Below are 24,475 nucleotides of genomic sequence, written 5' to 3'. Positions count from 1 at the left end.
TTACCCCAACACGCCAGCAATCGAGGCTTCTACCTCATCCATAGAGGCCAGACCGTCAATCGCGGTCAGGTTGCCTTTGGCGTGGTAATACCCGATCAGCGGCGAGGTCTGCTTGTAATAGGCCATCAGACGCACTTTCAGGCTTTCCTCGTTGTCGTCCGCACGGGCTGTACCGCCAGCGGCAACCGCCTCTTTGGCGCGATTGATGATGCGCTCGACCAACACTTCGTCGTTCACCTGCATCTCTACAACAGCATCCAGCTTCTCACCGAATTCGTCGAGCAAATCTGCAAGGGCATCAGCCTGGGCTAACGTGCGAGGAAATCCGTCAAAGATGAAGCCGCCCTTCTTGTCCCCTTCAAGGCGTTCACGGATCAAACCGATCACGATCTCATCCGTGACAAGCTCGCCGCGGTCCATCACTTCCGCAACCTTCTTGCCCATTTCGGTTCCAGAGGTTTTGGCGGCGCGCAGCATGTCACCCGTAGAAAGCTGGATCATGTCTCGCTTTTCTACGAGGCGACCAGCCTGAGTTCCTTTACCGGCACCAGGCGGGCCAAGCAGAATAATATTCATCGACGAGCAGCTCCCTTGCGTGCGCCGCGCTTTTTGCCTTTTCCGCGCAGCTGCGATTTTTCGATCAGCCCTTCATACTGGTGGGCTAGCAGATGGCTCTGAGCCTGCTGAATGGTGTCCATCGTCACCGAAACAACAATCAGAACCGAAGTGCCGCCAAAATAGAAGGGGATCGCGAACTGGCCACGAAGAATTTCAGGAAGGAGACAAACTGCCGCAAGGTAGGCCGACCCCAACACAAGCACGCGGTTCACAACATATTCCAGATATTCCGCGGTGCGTTTGCCCGGACGGATGCCAGGGACAAACCCGTTCTGGTTCTTGAGGTTGTCTGCCACATCGTCAGGCTTGAAACTGACGTTGAAGGTATAGAAGTAGGCAAAGAACACGATCATGGCCGCAAAGAACAACAAGTACAGCGGTTGTCCCGGGCCAAAATAGGCCAGCAGCGTCGACATAATCGGACCCGTCTGAGAACCGGAGAATGTTGAGATCGTTGTCGGCAACAGCAGCAAGGAGCTGGCAAAGATCGCTGGAATAACGCCTGACGGATTGACCTTTACAGGAAGGTGCGAAGAACCACCGTCGTAAACTTTCATTCCGACCTGACGACGCGGGTATTGAATATGAATTTTACGCAGTGCGCGTTCCATAAAGACCACAAAGGCAATAGTGGCAATAACCATCACGATTACGCCGATGATCACCGGAGCGCTGATGGCGCCAGTACGACCAGAGACGAAGAACTGTGCCATCGCAGCAGGAAGCTCAGCGATAATGCCGACAAAAATGATCAAAGAGATACCGTTGCCGAGGCCTCGAGCGGTGATCTGTTCACCGAGCCACATCAGGAACATGGTGCCACCGACGAGAGTGACCATACAGCTAAAGCGGAAGAACAGACCTGGATCGGTCACAAGGTCGCCTGCTTCCAGGCTGACTGCCAGACCATAGGACTGTAGAATCGCCAGAGCCACCGTACCGTAGCGGGTGTATTGGTTCATCTTCTTGCGGCCCTGTTCCCCTTCTTTCTTGAGCTGTTCAAGATACGGAACCATTGAGCCGAGAAGCTGCACAATAATGCTGGCAGAGATGTAAGGCATGATGCCCAGAGCAAAGATGCCCATGCGGCCCAGTGCGCCACCAGTGAACATCGACAGGATGCCACCAATACCTTGCTGTGCACTTTCCATGAATTCACGAAGGGCGACGCCATCGATACCCGGCACTGGGATCCAGGTGCCAAGACGATAGACGATCAAAAGTGCCAGCGTGTACAGGATGCGGTTGCGCAGGTCGGTGGCTTTACCAAGTGCGGCCCAGCTTGTGTTGGCCGCCATTTGCTCTGCTGCAGATACCATTTAGGATCTCTCTTAGATTAAAAACGCCGCCAGAACCGTTTCCCGGTTTGGCGGCGTCTGGAAAACTTGGAAGATTATGTAAGCGGGTATCCGCCCGCTCACAACCTCTTATTCTGCCGCTGGCGCGGTTTTGACCGTCAGAGAGCCGCCTGCTTTTTCCACAGCAGCGACTGCGGCCTTGGAGGCACCGGTCACTTCGATGTTCAGCTTGGCGGAAACTTCGCCTTTGGCCAGAACACGGACACCGTCCAGTTTACGACGCACCAGACCAGATGCGACCAGAACGTCTTCGGTGATCGCCGCTTTTGCGTCCAGCTTTTTCTCGTCAACGAATTTCTGGATCAGGCCCAGGTTCACAACAGCAAATGCTTTGCGGTTCGGCTTGTTGAAGCCACGCTTTGGCAGACGCTGGTAGAGGGGCATCTGGCCACCCTCGTAGCCGTTGATCGCAACACCCGAACGGGATTTCTGACCTTTGATACCACGGCCACCCATTTTACCTTTGCCGGAGCCGGGGCCACGGCCAACGCGCATGCGTTTCTTGGTTGCGCCTTCGTTGTCGCGCAGTTCGTGCAGTTTCATTTCGCTTCTCCTTGCCGGAACTGACCCACGAAGCGTAATCGGGCCAAACACGGCGTTTCTTGGTTTTGATTCTTGCGGTCAGAATGACCACTGGGCGCGTATAGACGAGGATTTACCCTAACGCAAGCAGGGCGACACCACCTAAACAAATGCGCCCCCGCTTAGTGGAGGCGCTTGGGTTGTTCACTGTGCTGCTAGGATGCTTAACCTCTCATGGCTGCATCGCGAGCGACGTCATGGATATTGAAGCGGGACACACCGATGTCCGCCAATTCCCGGTCAGTCATACTGTTCAACTTGCGTACGGTAGCATTGAGCCGCATCTGAACCAGATAGGCATCCTTGTTGGACCGCCACAGGGCGATGAGACGCTGAACGAATGAAGGTGTCTGTGTAGACGTTGTTTCGATGAGAGCCACTTTGTTTTCCTTTTTTTGTTTGTGACGCGCCGATCCGCTTTGGGACAGCGACTTTGCAAGCAAAAGGCCCCGGACATCGGTCCGAGGCCTGAGAACTGCTCGGATATTCTAACTTAGGAAGCCGCACACTCACGGGCGACCGCGACGATGTCGCTGCGTTCGACGCCGATGTCGGCCAATTCGTGATCAGAAAGACCCGACAACTCACGCACAGTATTTCTGAATGCTTTGTTTTGTTTGCGACCAAAGCGGAAATCTTCGATTGCGTGCTGGATGCGTCCAACGAAATCAACGGGTTCGATATAAAGTGCAGGTGCGTGTTGCATGATGTGTGTCCTTAAGAGCTCCGGTGCGCCACGCCGGGCCAAGCGCGTTCTTCAAATCCTGGCTCTCAAATATGCCTATTGATTGCGCAAACAACTCACAAAGCTGCATGTCCGATATGCAGTTTGCGAATGGGCATCCAAAAACTGTGACTAGACCAACAAAAAACGCCCCCGCGATTGCGGGGGCGTTTCTCGATGTCGTGCGAGCGTTAGGCTCAGCCCTTTTCCTCGATGATCTCAACAAGATGCGGGATCTTGTTGACCATACCGCGGATCGAAGGGGTATCTTCAAGCTCACGGGTTTTGTTCATCTTGTTCAGGCCCAGGCCCACCAATGTGGCACGCTGGTCTGCGGGGCGACGGATCGGAGAACCGATCTGTTTTACAACGATGGTTTTTGCCATTGGTCGCTACTCCTTACGCGTCTGCAGCTTCGGCAGGTGCTTCATCCTTGCGCAGGATGTCAGCAACTTTCTTGCCACGGCGTGCGGCAACCTGACGAGGGCTGGCTTCTTTTTTCAGACCGTCGATGGTTGCGCGGATCATGTTGTAGGGGTTCTGCGAACCGATGGATTTCGAAACAACGTCTTTGACGCCGAGCATTTCGAAAACGGCACGCATAGGACCACCTGCGATGATACCGGTACCTTCAGGCGCGGTACGCATAACCACTTTACCGGCGCCGTGACGGCCTTCCATGTCGTGGTGCAGGGTACGACCTTCGCGCAGCGGCACGCGGATCATTTGACGTTTGGCTTGTTCGGTGGCTTTGCGGATGGCCTCAGGGACCTCTTTCGCTTTACCTTTGCCGAAACCGACGCGGCCTTTTTGGTCACCGACAACTACCAGAGCTGCGAAGCCAAAGTTCTTACCACCTTTGGTGGTTTTCGAAACACGGTTGATCGCAACGAGACGATCAGCGAATTCCGGAGCTTCTTCTTCGCGGTTGCGACCGCGGCCCCGGCGATTTTCACGTTCTGCCATTTGGCATTCCTTTATCTACTGGCGCGTGGCGCCTGTTCTATCCAATCCCAGTGAAGACGGATCAAAATCCGCCTCCCCGGATCATCGGGGGGACGTTGCCGTCCCCCGCAAGTCGCTTAGACGCTCAGGCCGCCTTCACGCGCAGCGTCGGCCAGAGCCTTCACTTTGCCGTGGAAGAGGAAACCACCGCGATCGAAGTATGCTTCGGTCACGCCGGCTTTCTTGGCACGCTCGGCAATCGCCGCACCCACCTTGGTGGCTGCTTCGACGTTGTTTTTGCCAACCATGCCAAGATCCTTTTCGAGGGTCGAGGCAGAGGCTACGGTGACACCGTTGCGATCGTCGATCAGCTGAACGCTGATGTTCTTGTTCGAACGGTGTACCGAAAGACGCATCTTGCGATCGCCATTGACCTTGCGAAGTTTGTTCCGGACGCGCAGGCGGCGCTTGAGGAACAGTTCCCGTTTGCTGTTTGCCATCTGTCTGGTCCTTACTTCTTCTTACCTTCCTTGCGGAAGATATATTCATCAACGTACTTGATACCTTTGCCTTTGTAGGGCTCCGGTTTGCGCCATTCACGGATGTTCGCCGCGACCTGGCCAACCAGCTGGTTGTCAGTACCTTCAACAATGATCTGCGTCGGCTTCGGCGCAGTCACAGTGATGCCTTTCGGAACTTCGAAGTTCACTTCGTGCGAGAGACCGAGCGACAGCTTCAGGGTGTTGCCCTGCATCTGTGCACGATAACCAACACCGTTGATTTCGAGTTCTTTTTTGAAGCCCGAAGTCACACCGGTCACCATGTTGGCGATGACGGTGCGGGACATACCCCATTGCTGACGCGCACGCTTGGACGAACCACGCGGTGTCACTTTCACAACGTTGTCTTCTACAGCAACAGTGACGTCGTCAGTTGCTGTGAAAGACTGAGTGTCCTTCGGACCCTTGATTTCGATGGTCTGGCCGGAGACAGAAGCAGTTACGCCGCTGGGCAGCTCGACCGGTTTTTTACCAATACGAGACATTCTCAGCTCTCCTTAGAAGACCGTGCAAAGCACTTCGCCGCCAACTTTGTTGGAGCGTGCGCTTGCATCAGACATCACACCTTTGGAGGTGGAGACAATCGACACACCCAGGCCCTGACGGACGGTTGGGATGTCATTGGCGCCCATGTACACGCGACGGCCGGGTTTGGAGACCCGCTTGAGTTCGCGAATAACAGGAGTGCCTTCGTAGTACTTCAGGCTGATTTCGAACGCCGGATGGCCGTTCTCTTCAGACGCTTCGTAGCCGCGGATGTAGCCTTCGTCGGCCAGCACATCCAGAACCCAGCCGCGCAGTTTGGAAGCCGGGGTAGAAACCACGGACTTGCCACGCATCTGGCCGTTACGGATACGGGTCAGCATATCACCGATAGGATCGTTCATATCGCTCTCTCCTTACCAGCTGGATTTGACCATGCCGGGGATCTGACCTGCAGAACCCAGCTCGCGCAGCGCAATACGGGAGACCTTCAGCTTACGGTAGTAAGCGTGAGGACGACCGGTGAGCTGGCAACGGTTGTGAAGACGGGTTGCCGAGCTATTGCGCGGCAGTTTCGCCAGTTTCAGACGCGCTTTGAAACGCTCTTCCATCGGCTTGGACTCATCGGCTGCGATTTCTTTCAGCTCGGCACGTTTGGCTGCGTATTTCGCCACCAGACGTTCGCGCTTCTTTTCGCGTTCGATCATTGCTTTTTTAGCCATGTCTAATCCTTCCTGCGGTTACGCGTTGAAGGGCATGTTGAAATGCTTCAACAGGCTCTTCGCTTCCGCATCGGTTTCGGCGGTGGTGGCGATTACGATATCCATGCCCCAGTTTTCATCGACTTTATCGAAATCGATTTCTGGGAACACGATGTGCTCTTTCAGACCGGTGGCGAAGTTGCCGCGGCCGTCAAAGCTCGGCTTCACACCACGGAAGTCGCGGATGCGCGGCATCGCGATGGTGATCAGACGATCGAGGAATTCGTACATGCGTTCGCCACGTAGGGTCACCTTGGCCCCCATCGGCATGCCTTCGCGTACACGGAAGCCGGCGATAGAGTTCTTTGCCACGGTGGTCAGAGCTTTCTGGCCCGCAATTGCGGTCAGATCAGCCTGCGCCGACTTGGCTTTCTTGCTGTCTTTTACGGCTGCACGGCCACAGCCGATGTTCAGCACGATTTTTTCCAGCTTAGGAATCTGCATGTCGTTCTCATAACCGAACTCTTCTTTCAGAGCGGCGCGGATTTCGTCCGCATAGAGCGACTTCAGACGCGGGGTGTAGTTTGCGTTATCAAGCATCGATCACGTCCCCCGTGGATTTAGCGAAGCGCACCTTCTTGTCGCCTTCCATGCGGAAGCCAACGCGTGTGGCTTTGCCGTTCGCGTCCAGGAATGCCAGGTTCGACAGTTCGATCGGCATCGCTTGAGGGATGCGACCGCCCTGGGAGGTCTGGCTCTGCTTGGTGTGGCGGATGGCGATATTCACACCTTCCACAACGGCTTTACCGGCTTTGGGGTCAACAGAGGAGATAGTTCCCTCTTTGCCTTTGTCCTTACCGGCAAGAACGACGACCTTGTCGCCTTTTTTCAGCTTAGCAGCCATCTTACAGCACCTCCGGCGCGAGCGAGATGATCTTCATGAAGTTTTTGGCGCGCAACTCGCGAACAACCGGGCCAAAGATACGTGTACCTACGGGCTCGTTGCTGTTGTTCAGAATAACAGCTGCGTTGCGATCGAAACGGATCGCGGTGCCATCTTCACGACGGACTTCTTTTGCGGTGCGTACGACGACGGCCTTACGGACGTCACCTTTTTTAACGCGACCACGCGGAATGGCTTCCTTTACCGAGACAACAATGATGTCGCCTACGGATGCGTACTTACGCTTGGAGCCACCCAGAACCTTGATGCACTGAACTCGGCGAGCGCCGGAGTTGTCAGCAACATCCAGATTTGTTTGCATCTGGATCATGTGGTTTCTCCCGACCTATGGGGCAGCGATGCGTGCTGTGATCCCCAGGGTTTCGACTAAACTAAAAAGTTTCAGTCGCCAGGAGACTCGAACGAGTCTCTTAGGCTTCCAAAACTTCCCAGCGTTTGGTTTTCGAACGCGGAGCGCATTCGATAATACGAACAGAGTCACCTACTTTGTAGGCGTTGTTCTCATCGTGAGCCCGGTACTTTTTGGACTTACGAATGGTCTTCTTCAGAACCGGGTGCGTGAAGCGACGTTCGACGGATACGGTTACTGTTTGGGCGTTGGCGTCCGAGGTCACGGTGCCTTGCAGGATACGTTTGGGCATCTATCAGGCTCCTCTTACTCTGCTGCCGACTTGGCTTTTTCGTTCAGGATGGTCTTCACGCGCGCAGCGTTGCGACGCGCTGCACGGATCTGAGCCGGGTTTTCCAGCTGGCCGGTGGCCTGTTGGAAACGCAGGTTGAACGATTCTTTTTTCAGATTGGCCAGCTCTTCACGAAGCTGATCCGGCGTTTTTTCACGCAGTTCGTTGGCGTTCATCGCCTCTTCCTTTCTCATACATCAGAAGGCCCCTGAGGTTATGTGCAGGGTTACCTTTTGACCTGATGGACAAATGATAGACACACGAATCCCGAACAAACGGAATCCGCGAGATGGCGCTCTATACGGGGAGTCCCACACCTTGGCAAGGGACGATTGGTAGATCTCCCAACATTTGTTGGATATTCTTTATGCGCCCACTTTTCCACATTCACGCCAACTCACCCGGCAACGCTCTCGTAAGAGCGAACGCGCCTTAGTTTTGCCTGTTGTCGGCGTTGCCAACATTGCACCAGCCACCAACAGACGAGCCAACGCCAGTTTTCGACGGCTATCGCATTCATCCAGAGCAGCTTCGTCGCCCCAAACGGTTAAATGCAGGGCATTTAGCGATGTGACTTGGAAAATTCCTTTGGTGTGGACCCCGTCCACTTCTTAAACGTCGACGAGAAAACTGCCTGGCTGGCATATCCAAGGTAATATGAAGTCTCAGTAACACTCAGCCCTTGCCCCAAATAGGTTCGCGCCAGATCAAGCCGAATGCCCGTAGCCAAGTCTCGGTAACTTGTGCTTTCTGCCTCTAATTTGCGGGTCATGCTGCGGCGACTTAACCCGAGTTCTTCCGCGACTTCCTCGCGAGACTTTAGCTTTCCCGGAAAGCCATCAAGGATGGATCTACGAACTTTCTCCGCCAGAGTTTCGCGCCGCTGCGTACTTTCCGCGATTTCGACCTCACCAAGCCGTCTCAGGTGCGCGGCTAGAACAGCGTCATGTGTTGCCAAGCGCTGGTCCAGCACGGCTCGCTCAAAGACAATTCCTGTATTCTTGGATCCGAAAAGCACGGGACTTCCGACCAATCTCTCGTAAGCACGAATGTCGCCGGAACGCCCATGTTTTATTTGCACCGATCGGGGGCGGAGTTCGCGACCGGCAACCGTCCGCATCCGCGCCAAAAGCGCAAATACAAGGAACTCCTGAAACGGCAAGTTCATCAATAACTGCGGTTCTCGACTGTATACCCTTAGGGTTTCATTCTCCCCATCCTCAAAACGCTCAATCACTGTTGTAGGATCGGTCGGCCGCAGAAAGTGGGCCACGCCCAGAACAGCTTCACGCAGAGTTTCAGAGCTGCGAGCGATGAATGCCGAAAGTGTGCTGGAGTGTCGAAATGCCATTCCAAGCTGCGCAGCCAACTCCGGGCGATTGCTTTTTTTCACTGCAAACTCGATCAGCCGCGCCTCGTCCTGAACAGTTGCTTCCGCTTCACGAACGCCAAGCAGACCTGCAGCCGACACAATTTCTTTGGCGGCTGTCGCACCGAGGTCTTTCTCTAACTGAGACTTGACGAAAGTGTAGCGAGGGCTCGGTGATTGTAACATGAACCCAGATTAAGCAGAGTGACGCACCTTTCCACAACGGAAAAGACCGGCCACTCCCCGCGGCCGGTCTTTAGTATCGCCCCATCCGGCGACGCCCCCACAAGCCGGTTTCACCCAGCCCGGCTATCCTGTTTGCAGTCACGCTTGTCGGCACCTACAGCGCCTTCGCTTGCGCGACAGTCTTGGCGGGTGTCGCGACGGTCTTGACGGCGATCCATGCCATTGGTGCCGGCAACTTCATATGTAGCGGAAGCTTCAGCTGGCACCGGTGATGGCGCAGGTGTTGCGTTGATGTTGGCCGCGGCCATGGAGGAGGTCAGGGCAAGAACGACGACGGAGAGAGTTGCTTTCGAGAACATGTTTGGGCTCCTAACTTGGTTTGTGTGTTTAATCTGTCTTCCGATGAAAAAGATATGAGGTCCGTCACCTCACAAATTCACAGTTTTCGGGCCAAAAACGTATGGTTTTGGGCCAAAAGCACAAAAAAGGACCGCCGAATTTGGCGGTCCAGTTTCATACTCTCACTTGTTGTTTAGTCAGCCCTTGCGTTCCCTAATCAATCCAAGCGTTACCGACACGACCATCAACACTAGAACGATCGCGAATGGGAAACCGGTTGCAATGGAAGCCGCTTGAAGAGCGCCAAGCCCGCCACCAAGCAACAACACGATTGCAATCGCGCCTTCCAGGATGCACCAGAAAACCCTTTGAGCAGTTGGCGCATCGGTTTTGCCGCCCGCCGTGATTGTATCGATGACCAACGAACCGGAGTCCGAACTTGTCACAAAGAACACCACGACGAGAACGATCCCGATAAAAGAAAGAACTCCGGTCAGCGGGAACGCCTCAAACATTTTGAACATTTTGATTTCAAGAGACGCATCTACAAGCCCTTGCGCCGCGCCGCCGGTCACCTGCTCCAGCGCCGCGCCGCCAAAAACACTCATCCAAAGCGCGCCAACCAGTGTTGGGATCAGTAGCACGCAAACGATGAACTCACGAATTGTCCGTCCGCGCGAAATACGCGCAATGAACATACCCACAAACGGCGACCAGCTGATCCACCACGCCCAATAGAATGTTGTCCAACCTTGCATGAAGTTGGCGTCGTCACGCCCCATCCAATTTGACAGCGCCGGCAAATTTACAATGTACTCCGCCATGCCGGAAAAGAACCCCGTCAAGATCGCCACCGTAGGCCCGACAAGCAGCACAAGGATCAGGAGCGCAGCCGCGAGGATCATGTTGGCCTCGGACAACCGCTTAACCCCTTTTTCAAGACCTGCGATAACCGATACCAGTGCGAAGACCGTGATCAGAACGATGAGCAACACGCTCATTCCATCGCTGATCGGAACCCCGAACAAATAGTTCAAACCCGCAAGCGCCTGACTCGCGCCGAGGCCCAGCGACGTCGCAAGGCCGAAGATCGTGGCAAAGACTGCCAGAATGTCGATGATGTGACCCAACGGCCCCCAGGTCGCTTCGCCGAACAGCGGATAGAACACGCTACGCATCGTCAAAGGCAATCCGCGGTTAAAGCTGAAGAAGGCGAGCGCCAGAGCCACAACGGCATAGACCGCCCAGGGGTGTAGCCCCCAATGGAAAATGGTGGCTGCCATGGCAAGACCCTGCGCTGCGTCCGGATCGCCTACCGCGGCTCCAAGAGGCGCCCAGTCTGTTCGCATGCCATCTTCGCCGACAGAAATACCGCCCAGCGACGCCCCATAATGAGAAATCGGTTCCGCGACGCCCCAAAACACAAGGCCAATGCCCATGCCGGCGGCGAACAACATCGCTATCCAGCCGGCATAGCTATAGTCGGGTTTCGCATCATCTCCGCCCAATCGGATTTTCCCGAGTGGCGAAACAACAAGCAGCAGAGAAAACACGACAAAGATGTTCGCGCTGATCATAAAGACCCAGTCAAAGTTGCTTGTCAGAGTTGGTCGCAACCAGCCGAAAAACGCGCCTGCCTGCTCTTTGAAAACCAACGAAAAAAATACGAAAGCAACAATCGTCAAGCCGGAAATGGCAAACACCGGGTTGTGTATATCCAGTCCAAAGACCTGAACGTTATCCTGTCCGACCTCATAGTCGGTATCTTCCTCTGCCATCTCGCCCTCCATTTAGATGTTGTCTGAGGCAACACTAACCAGCGCAGGCAGGGTGACGTAAGGTGACCGACGACTCTTTATGTATTTTTCGCGTCGGAGAGGCGCTACCAGCAAGCGAGTGCTATTCCCACTTGTAGTTGAAGCTAACGCTAATGCGTTCATCCTCTGACATGTTCATTGGCACCTCATGCCGTAACCAGCTTTCCCACAAAAGCACGTCGCCAACATCCGGCTTAACATAAATGAAAGGCTCCAACTCACGACGCGCGCCTTGACGACGAACCGGAGCGGCCATCATACGGCCAGACCGCGGATCTTCGATCTTGAGAGCGCTCGCGCCTTCCGGCATGGACACATAGGTGGTTCCACTGATCACAGAATGCGGATGAAGATGCGACGAGTGCATTCCGCCTTCCGGCAGAATGTTGATCCAGATGTCCTCCAGAACGAGTTTCCGCCCATCCAGATCAAACTCCAGATCCTCCACGAACGCAGCGACGTGTTTATCAAGTGCCTCGACGATGTCTCCGAAAATCGGAAAGCGCCAAGGCAGGTCTGTCAGAGACGCATATGAGGTGTATCCCGGATACCCCTTTTCTTCGCACCAGTTCTGTCCGGCCTCATCATCTTCGGCAATTGAGTAACAGGAAGCTTCCAGTTCTGCTGTGTCGATTTTCGGGTCGAACTCAGAAAGGCGAGCACGATACAGGCGGGTCACAAAGAGGGATTCGATTTTGGACATGCCCTTACGTATCGCACGTTGAAGACCAACGCGAGGGCTGGAGAGATCAAGGAGTATTGATGGAGCACGCCTCCCTTGGTGTCAAAAGTGCAATGCCTGCGGTTCTGAGAAACGCGCCAGTTAATGATTCTCTTCCCGGTTTGCTTCGGGTTGGTCGCCAAAATGCGTTTGAACCCTCTTGTCCTTTCAGCAACCCAAACCTTCATTTACTTCAATAAATGAAGCACCTTGAGGTGCGCTCTACCTTAACCCACTAATGGAAAAGAATTTTAGAAAGCCGTCCATCGATGGAAACTGCGAATTAACCGGGAAAAGTCGGCAACCACTTTCTTTTAACCATTGGCTGATAGCCAATCCGACAAAGAGAAAGCAACGAGACAGTCAGAATGAAACCGAAAATTTCCATTCGGATGGCCATCTTTGCCATCATCGGCCTCGCCATCGGCGTGATCTTCATCATCTTCAACACCGCTCTGGACGCAGGCAAGCAGCGCGATGCCATGCAAGTGCGGACGCAGCAGATCGAGGAGGTCAACCTCGAAGCAATCCGCGTCTACGTGCAATTCCTTCTGGCCCGTCGAAACGAGAAGGACTTCCTTCTTCGGTCAGATCCTAAATACATCGGCCGACAAGCGGATACTCTGGCCGAGCTCCAAAGCTCCTTTGACATTTTGGCCGCCGAACTGCCGACAATTCCCGAGATGGCAGCTTCGCAAGAAGCGATGCCGGAACTGGCAAAACACCTTGAGATATATGGTGTCGAATTCGACAAGCTGGTAGCTAGCAACCAGAAGCTGGGGCTTGATGCTGCCTCCGGTTTGCGTGGCGATCTGAATAACGCAATTCAAGCTGTGGAAGACCAGTTGAAATACGTTCAGGTTCCAGTTCTACACGCCAAACTGCTCACGGCACGAGTTGCAGAAAAAGACTTCATCGCAACATCCGATCCTGAATCGGCCGCCGACGTGATCGCACGCCTGGAAGAGTTCCGTTCGCTGCCAGCATTCCTTTATGACTCTCCCGAACAAAAAGCCGAAATAGATCCCCTCTTGGACCAATACGAAGCGGCCTTCAACGCATACGTTGCCGAGAAACAGGTTGAGTTGTCGATCCGCAAAAATGTGTCCAAGGCATTCGCTGACGCCTACCCCTCAAATGCAGTGATCGTCTCGGAAGCAGGCGAGGTCCGCGAGATCATAGAGCAGGAAGCTGTTACTCTAGGCAAGAACGCCCAATCCAAGGCGCTCTACACCGGAGTCATTGGCGGTGCTCTGTTCATTCTCTTCTCACTCCTGATGTCTCGCGCCATCTCCCGACCGTTGGTCCAACTGGACAACTTCCTTGCGCGGATGATGGAAGGCAACTTCGAACCGGAAGTTCCTAAATCTCGGGTCCGCGAAATCGCATCCATCGTCGAAATCGCTGCGCAAAACCGCGAAGAAGAAAAGACTAAACGTCAGCTTGTACAAGATATCGGTATGGTCATCGACAGCTGTGCCGAAGGCGACTTCAGCCGACGCATCGAAGTCACAAGCACCGATCCGGTATTCGCCGAGCTAGGCAACGGCGTGAACGCGATTGGTGAGGTCGCAGAAAAAGGATTGGGCGACATCAAGAAAGCTCTGCGCGAACTTGCAACAGGCGATCTGACCCAATCCATGCCCAACGGTCAAAAAGGCGTGTTCAAGGATATCTCCGACACACTGGATCACCTCACGGATAGTTTGAACGATATGATGCACAAACTATCCAACAGCAGCAGCGTGCTGAGCCGTACGGCGCAGGAAATTGCCGGGGCGGTAGATGACGCTTCCCGTCGTGGCGAAATCAACGCGGCTTCGCTAGAGGAAACCTCTGCAGCACTACAAAACGTGGGTGACACAGTTACCGACACCGCGAACAAGGCTCAAACGGCCCGCGGTCGCGTAAACAGCGCTCAAAATCAGGCAGAAGCCACCCGACAGGTCGCAGAAGAGACGCTCGAGGCAATGCAGCGCATCAAAGAATCTTCTGACGCGATTTCGCAAATCACCGGAATGATCGAAGACGTTGCCTTCCAAACCAACCTGCTGGCGCTTAACGCCGGAGTCGAAGCGGCACGTGCCGGCGACGCGGGACGTGGGTTTGCAGTTGTTGCGTCCGAAGTTCGCGCGCTTGCGCAGCGGTCGTCCGAAGCGACTCATGAGATCAACACCTTGATTGCGAGTTCGACAACGGAAGTTGCCAATGGTGTTACGCTGATGAACCAGACCGGCGATGCTCTCGAAGAAATCGTACGCACCGTGGAAAAAGTCGTCGGCACCGTGAACGAGATCGCGGACAATACCGTCGAACAGTCCGGTGGCCTCAAGGAGGTCAACGGCACAGTCGAGTCTCTGGACAAAGACAGCCAGAAAAACGCCGCCATGCTTGAAGAGACGTCTGCAGCTGGCCAAGTGCTTCGCATGGAGGCGGACAACTTGGTTCAGGCAGTCTCCAAATTCCGCCTCAAGGGCGACAAGGACGAAAAAGGTGGGCAAAAGGCGAAGTTCGCATCTGCGCGAGCTGCCTGATCAAGCTCATAACATTTGAAACGAAAAGCCCCGCGTCTCAGGACTGCGGGGCTTTTTTGTTCGCAGGTTCCTAGGCGCGACGTTTCTGAGCGACCAGCCGGTCCCTTTCGATTGAAGCCCGCCCATCTGCAATCATATCCTGCAGCGCATTCAGCCATTCCAGAGCTAAATCAGGGTGACCTTTGCGCAGAGCGCGCAACGCCATCTCGCGTTGCGGGCAGTCCGGGTACGCGCTCAGGATGTCGGTGACTTTCAAATCGCTCTTGGCCATGCTCGATACCTTTCAGGCATTTGACCCAAGGTAACACGGCTGCGGGCAAACGCCAAATGTGAGATCGCGTCGCCCAAAAACAAAAAGCCCTCGCCGATTTCTCGGCGAGGGCTGTAAGCTTTTTAGGGCAATCCCGACGAAGACTTACCAGTCTTCGCGCACCACAACGCGGGTTTTCACCGGCAGTTTCATGGCTGCAAGACGCAGGGCCTCACGTGCAACGTCGTCGGAAACACCGTCAATTTCGAACATGACGCGGCCAGGCTTCACTTTGCAGACCCAGCGGTCCACAGAGCCTTTACCTTTACCCATCCGGACTTCGATCGGCTTCGCAGTTACCGGTACATCCGGGAAAATGCGGATCCAAACGCGACCTTGACGTTTCATGTGACGGGTCATTGCACGACGCGCCGCTTCGATTTGACGGGCAGTCACACGCTCAGGTGTGGTTGCCTTCAGACCATAAGAACCGAAGTTCAGGTCCGAACCGCCTTTTGCGAGGCCTTTGATACGGCCTTTGTGCATTTTGCGGAATTTTGTACGCTTTGGCTGAAGCATGTTTCAGTCTCCCTTAGCGACGACCGCCACCTGCACCGCGAGGTGCTGGGCCATCCTGGACTTCTTGCGAACGACGGTCACGCGCTTGCGGATCGTGCTCCATGATCTCGCCTTTGAAGATCCAGGTTTTGATACCAATGATCCCGTAAGCGGTTGTTGCTTCCACGTGTGCGTAGTCGATATCGGCACGCAGGGTGTGAAGCGGAACGCGACCTTCGCGATACCATTCGGTACGCGCAATTTCTGCACCACCCAGACGACCTGCTACGTTCACCCGGATACCCTGGGCGCCCATGCGCATTGCGTTCTGAACAGCACGTTTCATCGCACGGCGGAAGGACACACGGCGCTCCAGCTGCTGGGCGATTGACTCGCCGACCAGTGTTGCGTCGAGTTCCGGCTTGCGCACTTCAACGATGTTGAGGTGCAGCTCGGAGTCGGTCATCGCTGCAATCTTCTTGCGAAGCGTCTCGATGTCCGCGCCTTTTTTGCCGATGATCACGCCCGGACGCGCGGTGTGAACAGTCACACGGCACTTCTTGTGCGGACGCTCGATGATCACACGTGCGATACCGGCTTGCTTACACTCTTGTTTGATGAACTCACGGATCTTGATGTCTTCCAGGAGAAGATCACCATAATCCTTGGTGTCGGCGTACCAACGGCTGTCCCAGGTGCGGTTCACCTGAAGGCGCATGCCAATCGGATTTACTTTGTTACCCATTAGGCTTGCTCCTCAACTTGACGCACCTTGATGGTGAGTTCCGAGAACGGCTTGATGATCTTACCGAAACGACCACGAGCGCGCGGACGACCGCGTTTCATGGTCAGGTTCTTACCCACATAGGCTTCGGCAACGATCAGCTCGTCGACGTCCAGGTTGTGGTTGTTCTCGGCGTTGGCGATTGCGGACTGAAGGCATTTCTTCACGTCTGCTGCGATACGCTTGTTGGAGAAAGTCAGGTCGGTCAGAGCCTTCTCAACTTTCTTGCCGCGGATCATGCCGGCCACGAGGTTCAGTTTCTGCGGGCTGGTGCGAAGCATGCGGGTTTTCGCCATTGCTTCGTTTTCAGCCACGCGGCGGGGGTTCTTTGCCTTGCCCATGACTTACTTCCGTTTCGCTTTTTTGTCAGCTGCGTGACCATAATAGGTGCGAGTCGGCGAGTACTCACCAAACTTCTGACCGATCATGTCTTCAGTGACGTTGACAGGGATGTGTTTCTGGCCGTTGTACACACCAAAGGTCAGACCCACAAACTGGGGCAGAATGGTGGAACGACGGGACCAGATCTTGATCACTTCGTTGCGGCCGGATTCGCGGACTGCTTCTGCTTTCTTAAGCACATAAGCATCCACAAAGGGGCCTTTCCATACAGAACGTGCCATATCTTAACGGCCCTTCTTCTTGGCGTGACGCGAGCGAATGATAAGCTTCTGCGACGCCTTGTTCTTGTTGCGGGTGCGTGCACCTTTGGTCGGCTTACCCCAGGGTGTCACAGGGTGACGACCACCAGACGTACGTCCTTCACCACCACCGTGCGGGTGATCGATCGGGTTCATAACAACACCACGGACCGACGGACGCTTGCCCTTGTGGCGCATACGACCGGCTTTACCGAAGTTCTGGTTGGAGTTGTCAGGGTTGGACACGGCACCAACGGTGGCCATGCATTCCTGACGCACGAGGCGCAGTTCGCCCGAGGACAGGCGGATCTGAGCGTAACCGCCGTCACGACCAACGAACTGAGCATAAGTACCGGCTGCGCGGGCGATCTGGCCGCCTTTGCCCGGTTTCAGTTCGATGTTGTGCACGATGGTACCGATCGGCATGCCCGAGAACGGCATTGCGTTGCCCGGCTTGATGTCGGCCTTTGCAGACGCGATCACCTGATCGCCCACTGCCAGACGCTGCGGTGCAAGGATGTATGCCTGCTCGCCGTCGTCATATTTGACCAATGCGATGAACGCGGTCCGGTTCGGGTCGTATTCGATCCGCTCAACGGTTGCCGCCACATCAAATTTGTTACGTTTGAAGTCAACGATCCGGTAAAGGCGTTTTGCCCCACCACCACGACGACGCGAGGTGATCCGTCCGGTGTTGTTCCGGCCGCCCGATTTAGTCAAACCCTCGGTGAGAGCTTTGACGGGACGTCCTTTCCAAAGTTCCGAACGGTCGATCAGCACCAGCCCACGCTGGCCCGGCGTCGTCGGCTTGTACGACTTAAGTGCCATGCTTTCTGTCTTCCGTATAGCAGCCAGACCTGTGGAAATTGATCAGATCCGGCGATGTTAAAGCCCCCCGAAGGTGGCCAAGTTTTTAGGCCCCCGTAGGTGCCCGGTTCAAAACGTGAGCAGCCCCAGAACGAATCTGAGGCCACACGACTTGCGCGATATAGCGGGGTTGCGGGGTGGTGGCAAGTGCACCCCTTGTTTTTCTTGGCCTGCGCCAACATTCGCACCCAAGCCGCGCATCGACGACGCGCGCGGTGGCGATTCAAACGCATGTACCTGCCAGTTTATCCCAGCCACGTCAGTAAGCCCTATCGAGGGAGCGCTAGCTTCACCAAATCACCGCCGCGTAGGGGCGCGTCATGCCAGAGGCATGCTTTCAGCACGACGATGCGCGGCGGCCCAAGGCCCGCTGTTTCGCGCAATTCCGCAAAATCCAAAGTCACTGAAGTCAGTGGGCAGTCACTCTCATCCTTCCCGCATCGCAGCCAGCAGTTCACCCAACCCGCGCCGCGCGCCGGTCTGCAGATACTCCATCGCCTTCAACGCCGCCTCATGGGCCTCAAGCGATGAGCCAGCCACGCAATCCTCAATCACCCTACAGAAATAATCGGACTGATGCCCGTCCACGAAGGTGTAGTGCACGCAAACATCCGTCAGCCCGCCGCACAACAGCAACGTATCCACCTTCAGCCCGCGCAGCAGGATCTCAAAATCGGTTCCAAAGAACGCCGAGTACCGCCGTTTCGGCACAACGTAGTCACCCTCCCGAAATCCCATCTCCTCTTTGGCCACTTCGGTACGCGGATCACCCTCAAGGCAATGCACATCCTCGTCCCCGTCCAGCTCGCGTCCAAAGTCTATCAAATCGGGGCGGTGCACCTCTTGAATGAAGATCACCGGAATGCCCACCTCATGCGCCACATCCACCGCCTCACGCGCGGCCAGCATGTAGTCCTTGTAGTTCGGCATGTTATCAATCGAGCGCACCTCGCTCTGGTCGATGAACGTGCTCTTCTGAATGTCGATCACGATCAGCGCCGCCCGCCCCTCAATCAGCGCCCGCGCCTGTTTTGCTGCATTTGCCATTATCCAATCCCTTTCCTCAGTGTCCTTCAGCGCCCAGTAAGACCATCCCCGCCAACAGCAAAACCACACCCAAAACACCCTGCCACGACAGCGCCTGCCCGAACCAGCGCACGCTGACAACAACCGCGCCAAGCGAACCGATGCCGGTCCAGACCGGATAAGCCACCCCAAGCGGCAGCCGCGCCATTGCGAGATAGAGCGCAAAAAGCGACGCCCCCATGGCCACAACGGTGAAAGCCGCAACACCAACGTCAAACCGTTGCGCCACAGATTTCAACGACGCCGCCCAAGCGGTTTCCAGAAGTCCTGCGATGAGAAGATAAATCCAAGCCATGATCACCTCGTTTCAAACAAAACGGGCCGTCCCGGCTGAGCCTTTTTAGAGTTGGGTCGTCCCAACAGGCAGCGCAAGCATATCCGCCACAAGCCAATGAGGCAACACAAACAAAAGCCCCCTGCCATCTCTGACAGGGGGCTCCCTATTTTCAAACAACTTAGATCTTACAGACCGGTGGTCACGTCGATCGTGTTGCCTTCTTCCAAGGCCACGAGCGATCTTTTCGTGCAGCGGCACCCGCACCTGCGGGTTTTGGAGAATTGCCCTTCTCGTGGGCTGGCCTATAGCGCCCCGGCGTGATCCCATCTAAGGCGAAATCAAGTTGTTCTTGGCTTGGGGAAACCCCCAGAAAGTCTGAGAGATCTGCCAAAACCTCTTCAGGCTTCATTATCAATTTCTCATAGCTAACAAGCAAAGACGGCCTCTGTTGCCGCAAAAGGAAAGTGAAGTTGCGCTGCGTGTTTTGCAGAGAACGTTCGACAGCCATCACATCGTCAAAATTCTTGTCTCTCGCAGAGATCCCAAGGCCGTTGGCCGTAACGTCTCGCGTCACACAGATGTACCTCGGATTGCGCAGCGCTGGCGCAATTGCATCCAGATAGTTCACCGCGTTTGGGAACTTCCACCCCCAAACCGAATGCGCCTTGTTTCGCGCTTTTACGGTATCGCGTTTTTTGGGATTGCCGGCGCCAAACAAAGGGTCTTCGAAATTGACCCCCATGTCGTCCCCCATGAAGATACCAAGAGCGCCGACACACCGTGCAACGGCCGTTGTGCCGCCTCGAGGGCACCCAAATACAGGATAGGTACGCGCGGCTGAGCCACGAGAGTCCTCATCCTCAAACATGCGGACTGTTGCTCCGGTCTTCGACAATTTGTTCTCCATCACATATCGCGCCAACAGCCTCTCATTGGCACGGCAACTGAAATCAGACAAGGGCGTCCGTTCCGGTCCTTCCTGAATCAGACCTTGAGTATTTGAAACTTCGGCGAAAGCACTCCGGCAGACGAGACAGGACTCGTGTACTCTCAATTGCCCGCCCAAGACGAAAAAACCCCCCGGCCATCTCAGGCCGGGGGGCTTTCATTCTCTCAAACAACTAGATCTTACAGACCGGTGGTCACGTCGATCGTGTTGCCTTCTTCCAGGGTGACGTAAGCCTTTTTGACGTCTTTACGCTTGCCGAGCTGGCCGCGGAAACGTTTGACTTTACCCTTGGTGATTGTGGTGTTGACCGCTTTGACCTTCACACCAAAGAGCGCTTCAACAGCTTCTTTGATCTGTGGTTTGTTGCTGTCGATCGATACTTCGAAAACCACAGCGCCGTTTTCGGACGCCATTGTGGATTTCTCGGTGATGACCGGCTTGCGGATCACATCGTAGTGTTCTGCCTTCGCGCTCATTTCAGACGAGCCTCCAGTGCTTCGATCCCCGCTTTGGTGATCACCAGGGTGTCACGCTTGAGGATGTCATAAACGTTCGCACCCATCGTCGGCAGGATGTCCAGACCTTCGATGTTGCGCGATGCTTTCAGGAAGCCTTCGTTCACGGACGCACCGTCGATGACCAGAGCGCGTTTCCAGCCCAGGTTTGCAACCTGCTTGGCCAGAGCGGCAGTCTTGCCCTCGGATGCTGCGTCTTCGATCACAACCAGCTCGCCTGCTTTCGCTTTCGCGGACAGGGCGTGCTTCAGGCCCAGCTTGCGGAACTTCTTCGGCAGGTCGTGACCGTGCGAACGCACAACCGGACCCTTGTAGATGCCACCACCGCGGAAGATCGGCGCGTTACGGTCACCGTGACGTGCGCCGCCGGTGCCTTTTTGGCGATAGATCTTTTTGGTGGAGTAAGAAGTTTCGGAGCGGGTCTTCACCTTGTGAGTGCCAGCTTGCGCGTTATTGCGCTGCCAACGGACCACGCGGTGCAGGATGTCCGCACGCGGTTCCAGACCGAACAGGTCTTCGGACAGTTCTACAGAACCAGCCTTGGAGCCGTCGAGTTTGATCACGTCAAGTTTCATGCTTCACCACCTTCCGCAGGCGCTTCTTCGGCCGCTGCTTCGGTTGCTGCTGCCTTCACGGCTGCCGGGAATGGCAGGCCTTCAGGCGCTTTTTTCTTCACGGCGTCTTTGACGGAAACCCAACCGGATTTCGGACCAGGTACGGCGCCTTTGATGAACAGCAGACCACGGTCGGCGTCGGTTTTGACGACTTCCAGGTTCTGCGTGGTCACGCGGACTGCACCCATGTGGCCGGCCATTTTCTTGCCTTTGAAAACCTTACCGGGATCCTGACACTGACCAGTCGAGCCGTGCGAACGGTGGCTGATCGAGACACCGTGTGTCGCGCGCAGACCGCCGAAGTTGTGGCGTTTCATGGCACCGGCAAAACCTTTACCGATCGAGGTGCCCGCAACGTCTACTTTCTGACCTTCAAGGAAGTGTTCTGCGGAGATTTCCGCGCCCACTTCAATCAGACCATCTTCGGAGACACGGAACTCGGCCAGCTTGCGCTTGGGTTCCACTTTCGCTGCTGCGAAGTGGCCACGCATGGCTTTGGAGGTGCGTTTGGCCTTGGCGGAGCCAGCGCCGAGCTGAACAGCGGTGTAGCCGTCCTTCTCCATGGTGCGCTGTGCAACAACCTGAAGGCCGTCGAGTTGGAGAACGGTCACAGGAATCTGCTTACCGTCTTCCATGAACAAGCGGGTCATGCCCACTTTTTTCGCGATGATACCGGAGCGCATCTAATACTCTCCTTATACCGAGATCTGGACGTCCACGCCGGCCGCCAGGTCGAGCTTCATCAGCGCGTCCACGGTCTGCGGGGTCGGATCAACGATGTCGAGCAGACGCTTGTGCGTACGGATCTCGAACTGATCGCGGGATTTCTTGTCAACGTGGGGACCACGCAGAACGGTGAACTTCTCGATTTTGTTCGGAAGCGGGATCGGGCCGCGAACCGTCGCGCCTGTGCGCTTTGCGGTTGCTACGATTTCCTGTGTGCTGGCATCCAGCACGCGGTAATCAAAAGCCTTCAGCCGAATGCGAATGTTTTGACTTTGCATTTCGTCAGCCTTTTGTAGGCGTGGGAGTTGAGAGGAGGACCTGCGACCACCGCAAACCCTCATCGAACCCAAAAGGCGGGAATCACCCCGCCTTCACGTTCTCAATGAGAACCCGCGCGTATTATACGGGGTTTGGTCGTCTGGCAAGTGCAAAGCGGGAATTGTTTGCCTCCACCGAAAATCGAAGCCCCGCCTAATCTTCCCCCAGCAAAAACGGCTTGATGATTGGTTCGTAGCGTTCTTCTCGCAAGTTCAAGGTGTGCCCGCCGTCATCAAGGATCACCAGTTCCGTGCCCGAGACATCATACCAGTCCTCGGCAAGCCGATAATCCAATATCTTGTCGTCCCTCGTCAGGATGATAAGGCGCTCGATATCTGGTGATGGACGTGCCTTCCTTCCGATGTAGTTGTCTATATCCGTCTCTGTCACCAAGACAGTCTTGTTTCGCTTTTCAACCGTGATCGTTCCCACAAACTGCCGCAACTGTTGGACCGGATCGATTACCGGGTTAACAGCAAAGACCTTTGGAACCCCAAATTTCTCGGCATAATAATTTGCCCAAAATCCTCCAAGAGAGGTTCCGGCGAAAGTGACGCTTTTGTCTTTAAGGATTTGATCCCAAACGGCATCCATAATGGTGTCATTCGCCGTAAGATCGAAATAGTCATAATTGAAGCCGATGATCGAATATCGCTCCGCATACTTGTTGTGCAGACTGCGGTAAGCCCCGTTTGGCATCGCGGATCCAAATCCATGAAAAACCAATAGGATCTCGTCTTTCAAACCGCCTTCATCCTCAAAATACAGGGTGAACTCGTCGTAATATCCGAAAACCACATCATCGGCCTTGGCGTTGCCTATTGCTAAGTGGGCGCCCAAGACAAGGGCGGCAGCGGCCCGAATGAGCGCTTGCGCCCTTCCTCCGGTCAAGCCGATTGATTTAAGTAGAGACATCGTCAGGCAATCTCCAACGCTGGTGGATAAGGTAAGCAAGCGATCCCGCCAGAAACAAGGGAGCAAGCAAGAGTATGGGTATGCCAAAAACAAACAGCCAAGTCGCGAGCAGCCCAAACTTCCACCATCCGCGAACAAGCCGCCAGATAAGCAAAAGCGTCGAGAACGCAATCAGATAGCACATGAACCAGAATGGATCATTTGAAAACGCGCGCATGCCACCGTGGCCTCTATGTATTTCCAGCAAGGTAAACCACCAACTCTCGTTGAGATACAGCAAGCTGCTAATTGACGCCGCGATGATTTCGAAGCGGGTATAGGGGCGACGAAGGTCTTCTGTGATGTAATAATCCGAATAGTCGTAGAGTTCGGCATTTGCCCTGAAACCGAAAAAGTCGAGAACCACGGTCAGCAGCAACATTGGAACAATGATGTAGTAGAGACCAAATCCCCTGCGGATTGTGATCGCTGCAGCTCCCAGTCGACTTCGGTCGATCGACATCATCAGAAAATATCCGGAAATCATGAAGAATGTCGGCACTGCAAACCGGGGAGCCGCGCCATCAAATCCAGGTATCTGGAAAGACGACAATCTGTGGAAACTAAAGTGCCCAAGCACCACACAGATCATGGCAATCACCTTGACCTGGTTGAGTATTTCACTGTGCGAACGCGTGATCTTCAACGCTTCCGGGGTCCGGATGATATCAGGACGCGGGAAGTGGGCCTCCGACAAGTTCACCAGCCGTTTTTGCCATTGATCGAAGCGCGGTTTGATTGCAAAGCACAACATCCCCAGACCAACACTTGTAAAAAGCGTGCTACCAAGAAGCACAAACTGTTGCCAGGGTACGGTCTTGTCGTAAGGCGTGACCGCCGCGAAAAAAAACATCACCGGAAAATGGAACAGAAACACCGCGGTGCTGTACCTGATACAGAAATCCATCGGTTTGCCGGACAAAACGGTCCGCCGCTCCTGAACAAAAATGTATCGCGACAGAACCAGCAAAGAGAAAAGAAAGAAAATGTGCCCGTACTGGAGCATGTAGCGCTTGCTCATTCCCAGAAAGCGGCGGATCGAATAAGGCGCAAATTCTTTGGACCATTCGTATAGAACCTGACCCGTTCCCGACGCCAGAAATAGAAAATAGGCACCCAGTACCAGCCCGGAAAGCAAAACCGCCATCCGTCGATTTGGTGCTGTCATTTCATCTCTCCGGCAACCTGCCCGTCATTTGGGCCAACAACACCGTAATAACCCAAACCGGATTGACGCAACCGCTTCCAAAAGTGAAACGCAAAAAGGGGCTGCGAATTGCAGCCCCTTTCTTTTGTTTGTCGTCTTGGCTTTGAGGCTTGGGAGCCCCGAACGCCTAACGGAGGTTTTGCTTGCG

At 55.0% G+C, this 24,475-nt stretch carries 36 protein-coding genes; 1 reads left to right on the top strand and 35 read right to left on the bottom strand.

What is annotated here, in order from left to right:
• From BXY66_RS20135 to BXY66_RS20040, 20 genes are all read right to left on the bottom strand, one after another.
• Positions 1-576 carry an adenylate kinase gene (locus tag BXY66_RS20135; protein ID WP_132862211.1) on the bottom strand — a complete coding sequence of 192 codons (576 nt, stop codon included), beginning with the start codon at positions 574-576 and terminating at the stop codon, positions 1-3.
• Positions 573-1,937, bottom strand: a complete 1,365-nt coding sequence (secY, locus tag BXY66_RS20130) for a preprotein translocase subunit SecY (RefSeq protein ID WP_132862210.1) — start codon at positions 1,935-1,937, stop codon at positions 573-575. The genes BXY66_RS20135 and secY overlap by 4 nt, the downstream gene beginning before the upstream one ends.
• 108 nt (positions 1,938-2,045) lie before the next feature.
• Complete coding sequence (rplO, locus tag BXY66_RS20125) at positions 2,046-2,519, bottom strand: 50S ribosomal protein L15 (RefSeq protein WP_132862209.1); 474 nt, start codon at positions 2,517-2,519, stop codon at positions 2,046-2,048.
• 203 nt (positions 2,520-2,722) lie between these two features.
• Complete coding sequence (locus tag BXY66_RS20660) at positions 2,723-2,938, bottom strand: DUF1127 domain-containing protein (RefSeq protein WP_243694446.1); 216 nt, start codon at positions 2,936-2,938, stop codon at positions 2,723-2,725.
• 113 nt (positions 2,939-3,051) lie between these two features.
• Positions 3,052-3,264, bottom strand: coding sequence for a DUF1127 domain-containing protein (locus BXY66_RS20115; RefSeq protein ID WP_132862208.1), 213 nt, complete (start codon positions 3,262-3,264; stop codon positions 3,052-3,054).
• A gap of 215 nt (positions 3,265-3,479) precedes the next feature.
• Entirely contained in the window at positions 3,480-3,668 is a 189-nt protein-coding gene (gene rpmD, locus BXY66_RS20110) for a 50S ribosomal protein L30 (RefSeq protein WP_132862207.1), read from the bottom strand.
• A 13-nt stretch (positions 3,669-3,681) separates the two neighbouring features.
• Entirely contained in the window at positions 3,682-4,248 is a 567-nt protein-coding gene (gene rpsE / locus BXY66_RS20105) for a 30S ribosomal protein S5 (protein ID WP_132862206.1), read from the bottom strand.
• A 116-nt stretch (positions 4,249-4,364) separates the two neighbouring features.
• Entirely contained in the window at positions 4,365-4,727 is a 363-nt protein-coding gene (gene rplR / locus BXY66_RS20100) for a 50S ribosomal protein L18 (RefSeq protein ID WP_132862205.1), read from the bottom strand.
• Between the two features lie 11 nt (positions 4,728-4,738).
• Positions 4,739-5,272, bottom strand: a complete 534-nt coding sequence (rplF, locus tag BXY66_RS20095; protein WP_132862204.1) for a 50S ribosomal protein L6 — start codon at positions 5,270-5,272, stop codon at positions 4,739-4,741.
• Positions 5,273-5,284: 12 nt separating this feature from the next.
• The gene (gene rpsH / locus BXY66_RS20090; protein ID WP_132862203.1) at positions 5,285-5,674 is read right to left on the bottom strand and encodes a 30S ribosomal protein S8; all 390 of its coding nucleotides are present in this window, start codon (positions 5,672-5,674) and stop codon (positions 5,285-5,287) included.
• Positions 5,675-5,686: 12 nt separating this feature from the next.
• Entirely contained in the window at positions 5,687-5,992 is a 306-nt protein-coding gene (rpsN, locus tag BXY66_RS20085) for a 30S ribosomal protein S14 (protein ID WP_093325866.1), read from the bottom strand.
• 18 nt (positions 5,993-6,010) lie between these two features.
• Positions 6,011-6,571 carry a 50S ribosomal protein L5 gene (gene rplE / locus BXY66_RS20080; protein WP_132862202.1) on the bottom strand — a complete coding sequence of 187 codons (561 nt, stop codon included), beginning with the start codon at positions 6,569-6,571 and terminating at the stop codon, positions 6,011-6,013.
• A complete protein-coding gene (rplX, locus tag BXY66_RS20075; protein ID WP_132862201.1) occupies positions 6,564-6,875 on the bottom strand; it encodes a 50S ribosomal protein L24 in 312 nt (103 codons plus the stop codon). Before rplX ends, rplE begins: the two co-directional genes overlap by 8 nt.
• A 1-nt stretch (position 6,876) precedes the next feature.
• Positions 6,877-7,245, bottom strand: a complete 369-nt coding sequence (rplN, locus tag BXY66_RS20070) for a 50S ribosomal protein L14 (protein ID WP_005849814.1) — start codon at positions 7,243-7,245, stop codon at positions 6,877-6,879.
• Between the two features lie 100 nt (positions 7,246-7,345).
• Entirely contained in the window at positions 7,346-7,576 is a 231-nt protein-coding gene (rpsQ, locus tag BXY66_RS20065) for a 30S ribosomal protein S17 (protein WP_132862200.1), read from the bottom strand.
• A gap of 14 nt (positions 7,577-7,590) precedes the next feature.
• On the bottom strand, positions 7,591-7,791 hold the full coding sequence (rpmC, locus tag BXY66_RS20060; protein WP_093325860.1) for a 50S ribosomal protein L29: 201 nt from the start codon (positions 7,789-7,791) through the stop codon (positions 7,591-7,593).
• A 386-nt stretch (positions 7,792-8,177) separates the two neighbouring features.
• A complete protein-coding gene (locus BXY66_RS20055; protein ID WP_132862199.1) occupies positions 8,178-9,170 on the bottom strand; it encodes an AraC family transcriptional regulator in 993 nt (330 codons plus the stop codon).
• A 110-nt stretch (positions 9,171-9,280) separates the two neighbouring features.
• Complete coding sequence (locus BXY66_RS20050) at positions 9,281-9,529, bottom strand: hypothetical protein (protein ID WP_132862198.1); 249 nt, start codon at positions 9,527-9,529, stop codon at positions 9,281-9,283.
• Positions 9,530-9,706: 177 nt separating this feature from the next.
• Positions 9,707-11,287 (bottom strand): BCCT family transporter, encoded by a 1,581-nt coding sequence (locus BXY66_RS20045; protein WP_132862197.1) that lies wholly within the window; start codon positions 11,285-11,287, stop codon positions 9,707-9,709.
• 121 nt (positions 11,288-11,408) lie between these two features.
• Positions 11,409-12,029: a 2OG-Fe(II) oxygenase family protein gene (locus tag BXY66_RS20040; RefSeq protein ID WP_132862196.1), complete on the bottom strand. Its 621-nt coding sequence runs from the start codon at positions 12,027-12,029 to the stop codon at positions 11,409-11,411.
• Positions 12,030-12,415: 386 nt separating this feature from the next.
• Here BXY66_RS20040 and BXY66_RS20035 point away from each other — a divergent pair, with 386 nt between their 5' ends.
• Positions 12,416-14,581 carry a methyl-accepting chemotaxis protein gene (locus BXY66_RS20035; RefSeq protein WP_132862195.1) on the top strand — a complete coding sequence of 722 codons (2,166 nt, stop codon included), beginning with the start codon at positions 12,416-12,418 and terminating at the stop codon, positions 14,579-14,581.
• A gap of 70 nt (positions 14,582-14,651) precedes the next feature.
• On the opposite strand, the gene BXY66_RS20030 is transcribed toward BXY66_RS20035, so the two are convergent.
• From BXY66_RS20030 to BXY66_RS19960, 15 genes are all read right to left on the bottom strand, one after another.
• A complete protein-coding gene (locus tag BXY66_RS20030) occupies positions 14,652-14,852 on the bottom strand; it encodes a hypothetical protein (protein ID WP_132862194.1) in 201 nt (66 codons plus the stop codon).
• Positions 14,853-14,996: 144 nt separating this feature from the next.
• Positions 14,997-15,410: a 50S ribosomal protein L16 gene (gene rplP, locus BXY66_RS20025; RefSeq protein ID WP_132862193.1), complete on the bottom strand. Its 414-nt coding sequence runs from the start codon at positions 15,408-15,410 to the stop codon at positions 14,997-14,999.
• A 13-nt stretch (positions 15,411-15,423) separates the two neighbouring features.
• Positions 15,424-16,134 (bottom strand): 30S ribosomal protein S3, encoded by a 711-nt coding sequence (gene rpsC, locus BXY66_RS20020; RefSeq protein ID WP_132862192.1) that lies wholly within the window; start codon positions 16,132-16,134, stop codon positions 15,424-15,426.
• Entirely contained in the window at positions 16,134-16,514 is a 381-nt protein-coding gene (gene rplV, locus BXY66_RS20015; RefSeq protein WP_093325849.1) for a 50S ribosomal protein L22, read from the bottom strand. The genes rpsC and rplV overlap by 1 nt, the downstream gene beginning before the upstream one ends.
• A 3-nt stretch (positions 16,515-16,517) precedes the next feature.
• Positions 16,518-16,796, bottom strand: coding sequence for a 30S ribosomal protein S19 (rpsS, locus tag BXY66_RS20010; RefSeq protein WP_132862191.1), 279 nt, complete (start codon positions 16,794-16,796; stop codon positions 16,518-16,520).
• Positions 16,797-16,799: 3 nt separating this feature from the next.
• On the bottom strand, positions 16,800-17,642 hold the full coding sequence (rplB, locus tag BXY66_RS20005; protein WP_132862190.1) for a 50S ribosomal protein L2: 843 nt from the start codon (positions 17,640-17,642) through the stop codon (positions 16,800-16,802).
• A gap of 465 nt (positions 17,643-18,107) precedes the next feature.
• Positions 18,108-18,728, bottom strand: a complete 621-nt coding sequence (locus BXY66_RS20000) for a cysteine hydrolase family protein (protein WP_132862189.1) — start codon at positions 18,726-18,728, stop codon at positions 18,108-18,110.
• Between the two features lie 16 nt (positions 18,729-18,744).
• Positions 18,745-19,062 (bottom strand): DMT family transporter, encoded by a 318-nt coding sequence (locus BXY66_RS19995; RefSeq protein WP_132862188.1) that lies wholly within the window; start codon positions 19,060-19,062, stop codon positions 18,745-18,747.
• A gap of 181 nt (positions 19,063-19,243) precedes the next feature.
• Entirely contained in the window at positions 19,244-19,939 is a 696-nt protein-coding gene (locus BXY66_RS19990) for a sulfotransferase (protein WP_132862187.1), read from the bottom strand.
• A 233-nt stretch (positions 19,940-20,172) separates the two neighbouring features.
• Positions 20,173-20,469, bottom strand: coding sequence for a 50S ribosomal protein L23 (locus BXY66_RS19985; RefSeq protein ID WP_132862186.1), 297 nt, complete (start codon positions 20,467-20,469; stop codon positions 20,173-20,175).
• The gene (rplD, locus tag BXY66_RS19980) at positions 20,466-21,083 is read right to left on the bottom strand and encodes a 50S ribosomal protein L4 (RefSeq protein ID WP_132862185.1); all 618 of its coding nucleotides are present in this window, start codon (positions 21,081-21,083) and stop codon (positions 20,466-20,468) included. The genes BXY66_RS19985 and rplD overlap by 4 nt, the downstream gene beginning before the upstream one ends.
• Entirely contained in the window at positions 21,080-21,805 is a 726-nt protein-coding gene (gene rplC / locus BXY66_RS19975) for a 50S ribosomal protein L3 (RefSeq protein WP_132862184.1), read from the bottom strand. Before rplC ends, rplD begins: the two co-directional genes overlap by 4 nt.
• Positions 21,806-21,817: 12 nt before the next feature.
• Entirely contained in the window at positions 21,818-22,126 is a 309-nt protein-coding gene (gene rpsJ / locus BXY66_RS19970) for a 30S ribosomal protein S10 (RefSeq protein ID WP_054003514.1), read from the bottom strand.
• A 193-nt stretch (positions 22,127-22,319) separates the two neighbouring features.
• Positions 22,320-23,120, bottom strand: a complete 801-nt coding sequence (locus tag BXY66_RS19965; RefSeq protein WP_132862183.1) for a YqiA/YcfP family alpha/beta fold hydrolase — start codon at positions 23,118-23,120, stop codon at positions 22,320-22,322.
• Entirely contained in the window at positions 23,068-24,288 is a 1,221-nt protein-coding gene (locus BXY66_RS19960; RefSeq protein ID WP_132862182.1) for an acyltransferase family protein, read from the bottom strand. Before BXY66_RS19960 ends, BXY66_RS19965 begins: the two co-directional genes overlap by 53 nt.
• Positions 24,289-24,475 lie beyond the last annotated feature (187 nt).

It is taken from the genome of Shimia isoporae (genome assembly GCF_004346865.1).
In the GTDB taxonomy this organism is placed as follows: domain Bacteria; phylum Pseudomonadota; class Alphaproteobacteria; order Rhodobacterales; family Rhodobacteraceae; genus Shimia; species Shimia isoporae.
This window is presented reverse-complemented; position numbering and strand designations above follow the sequence as displayed.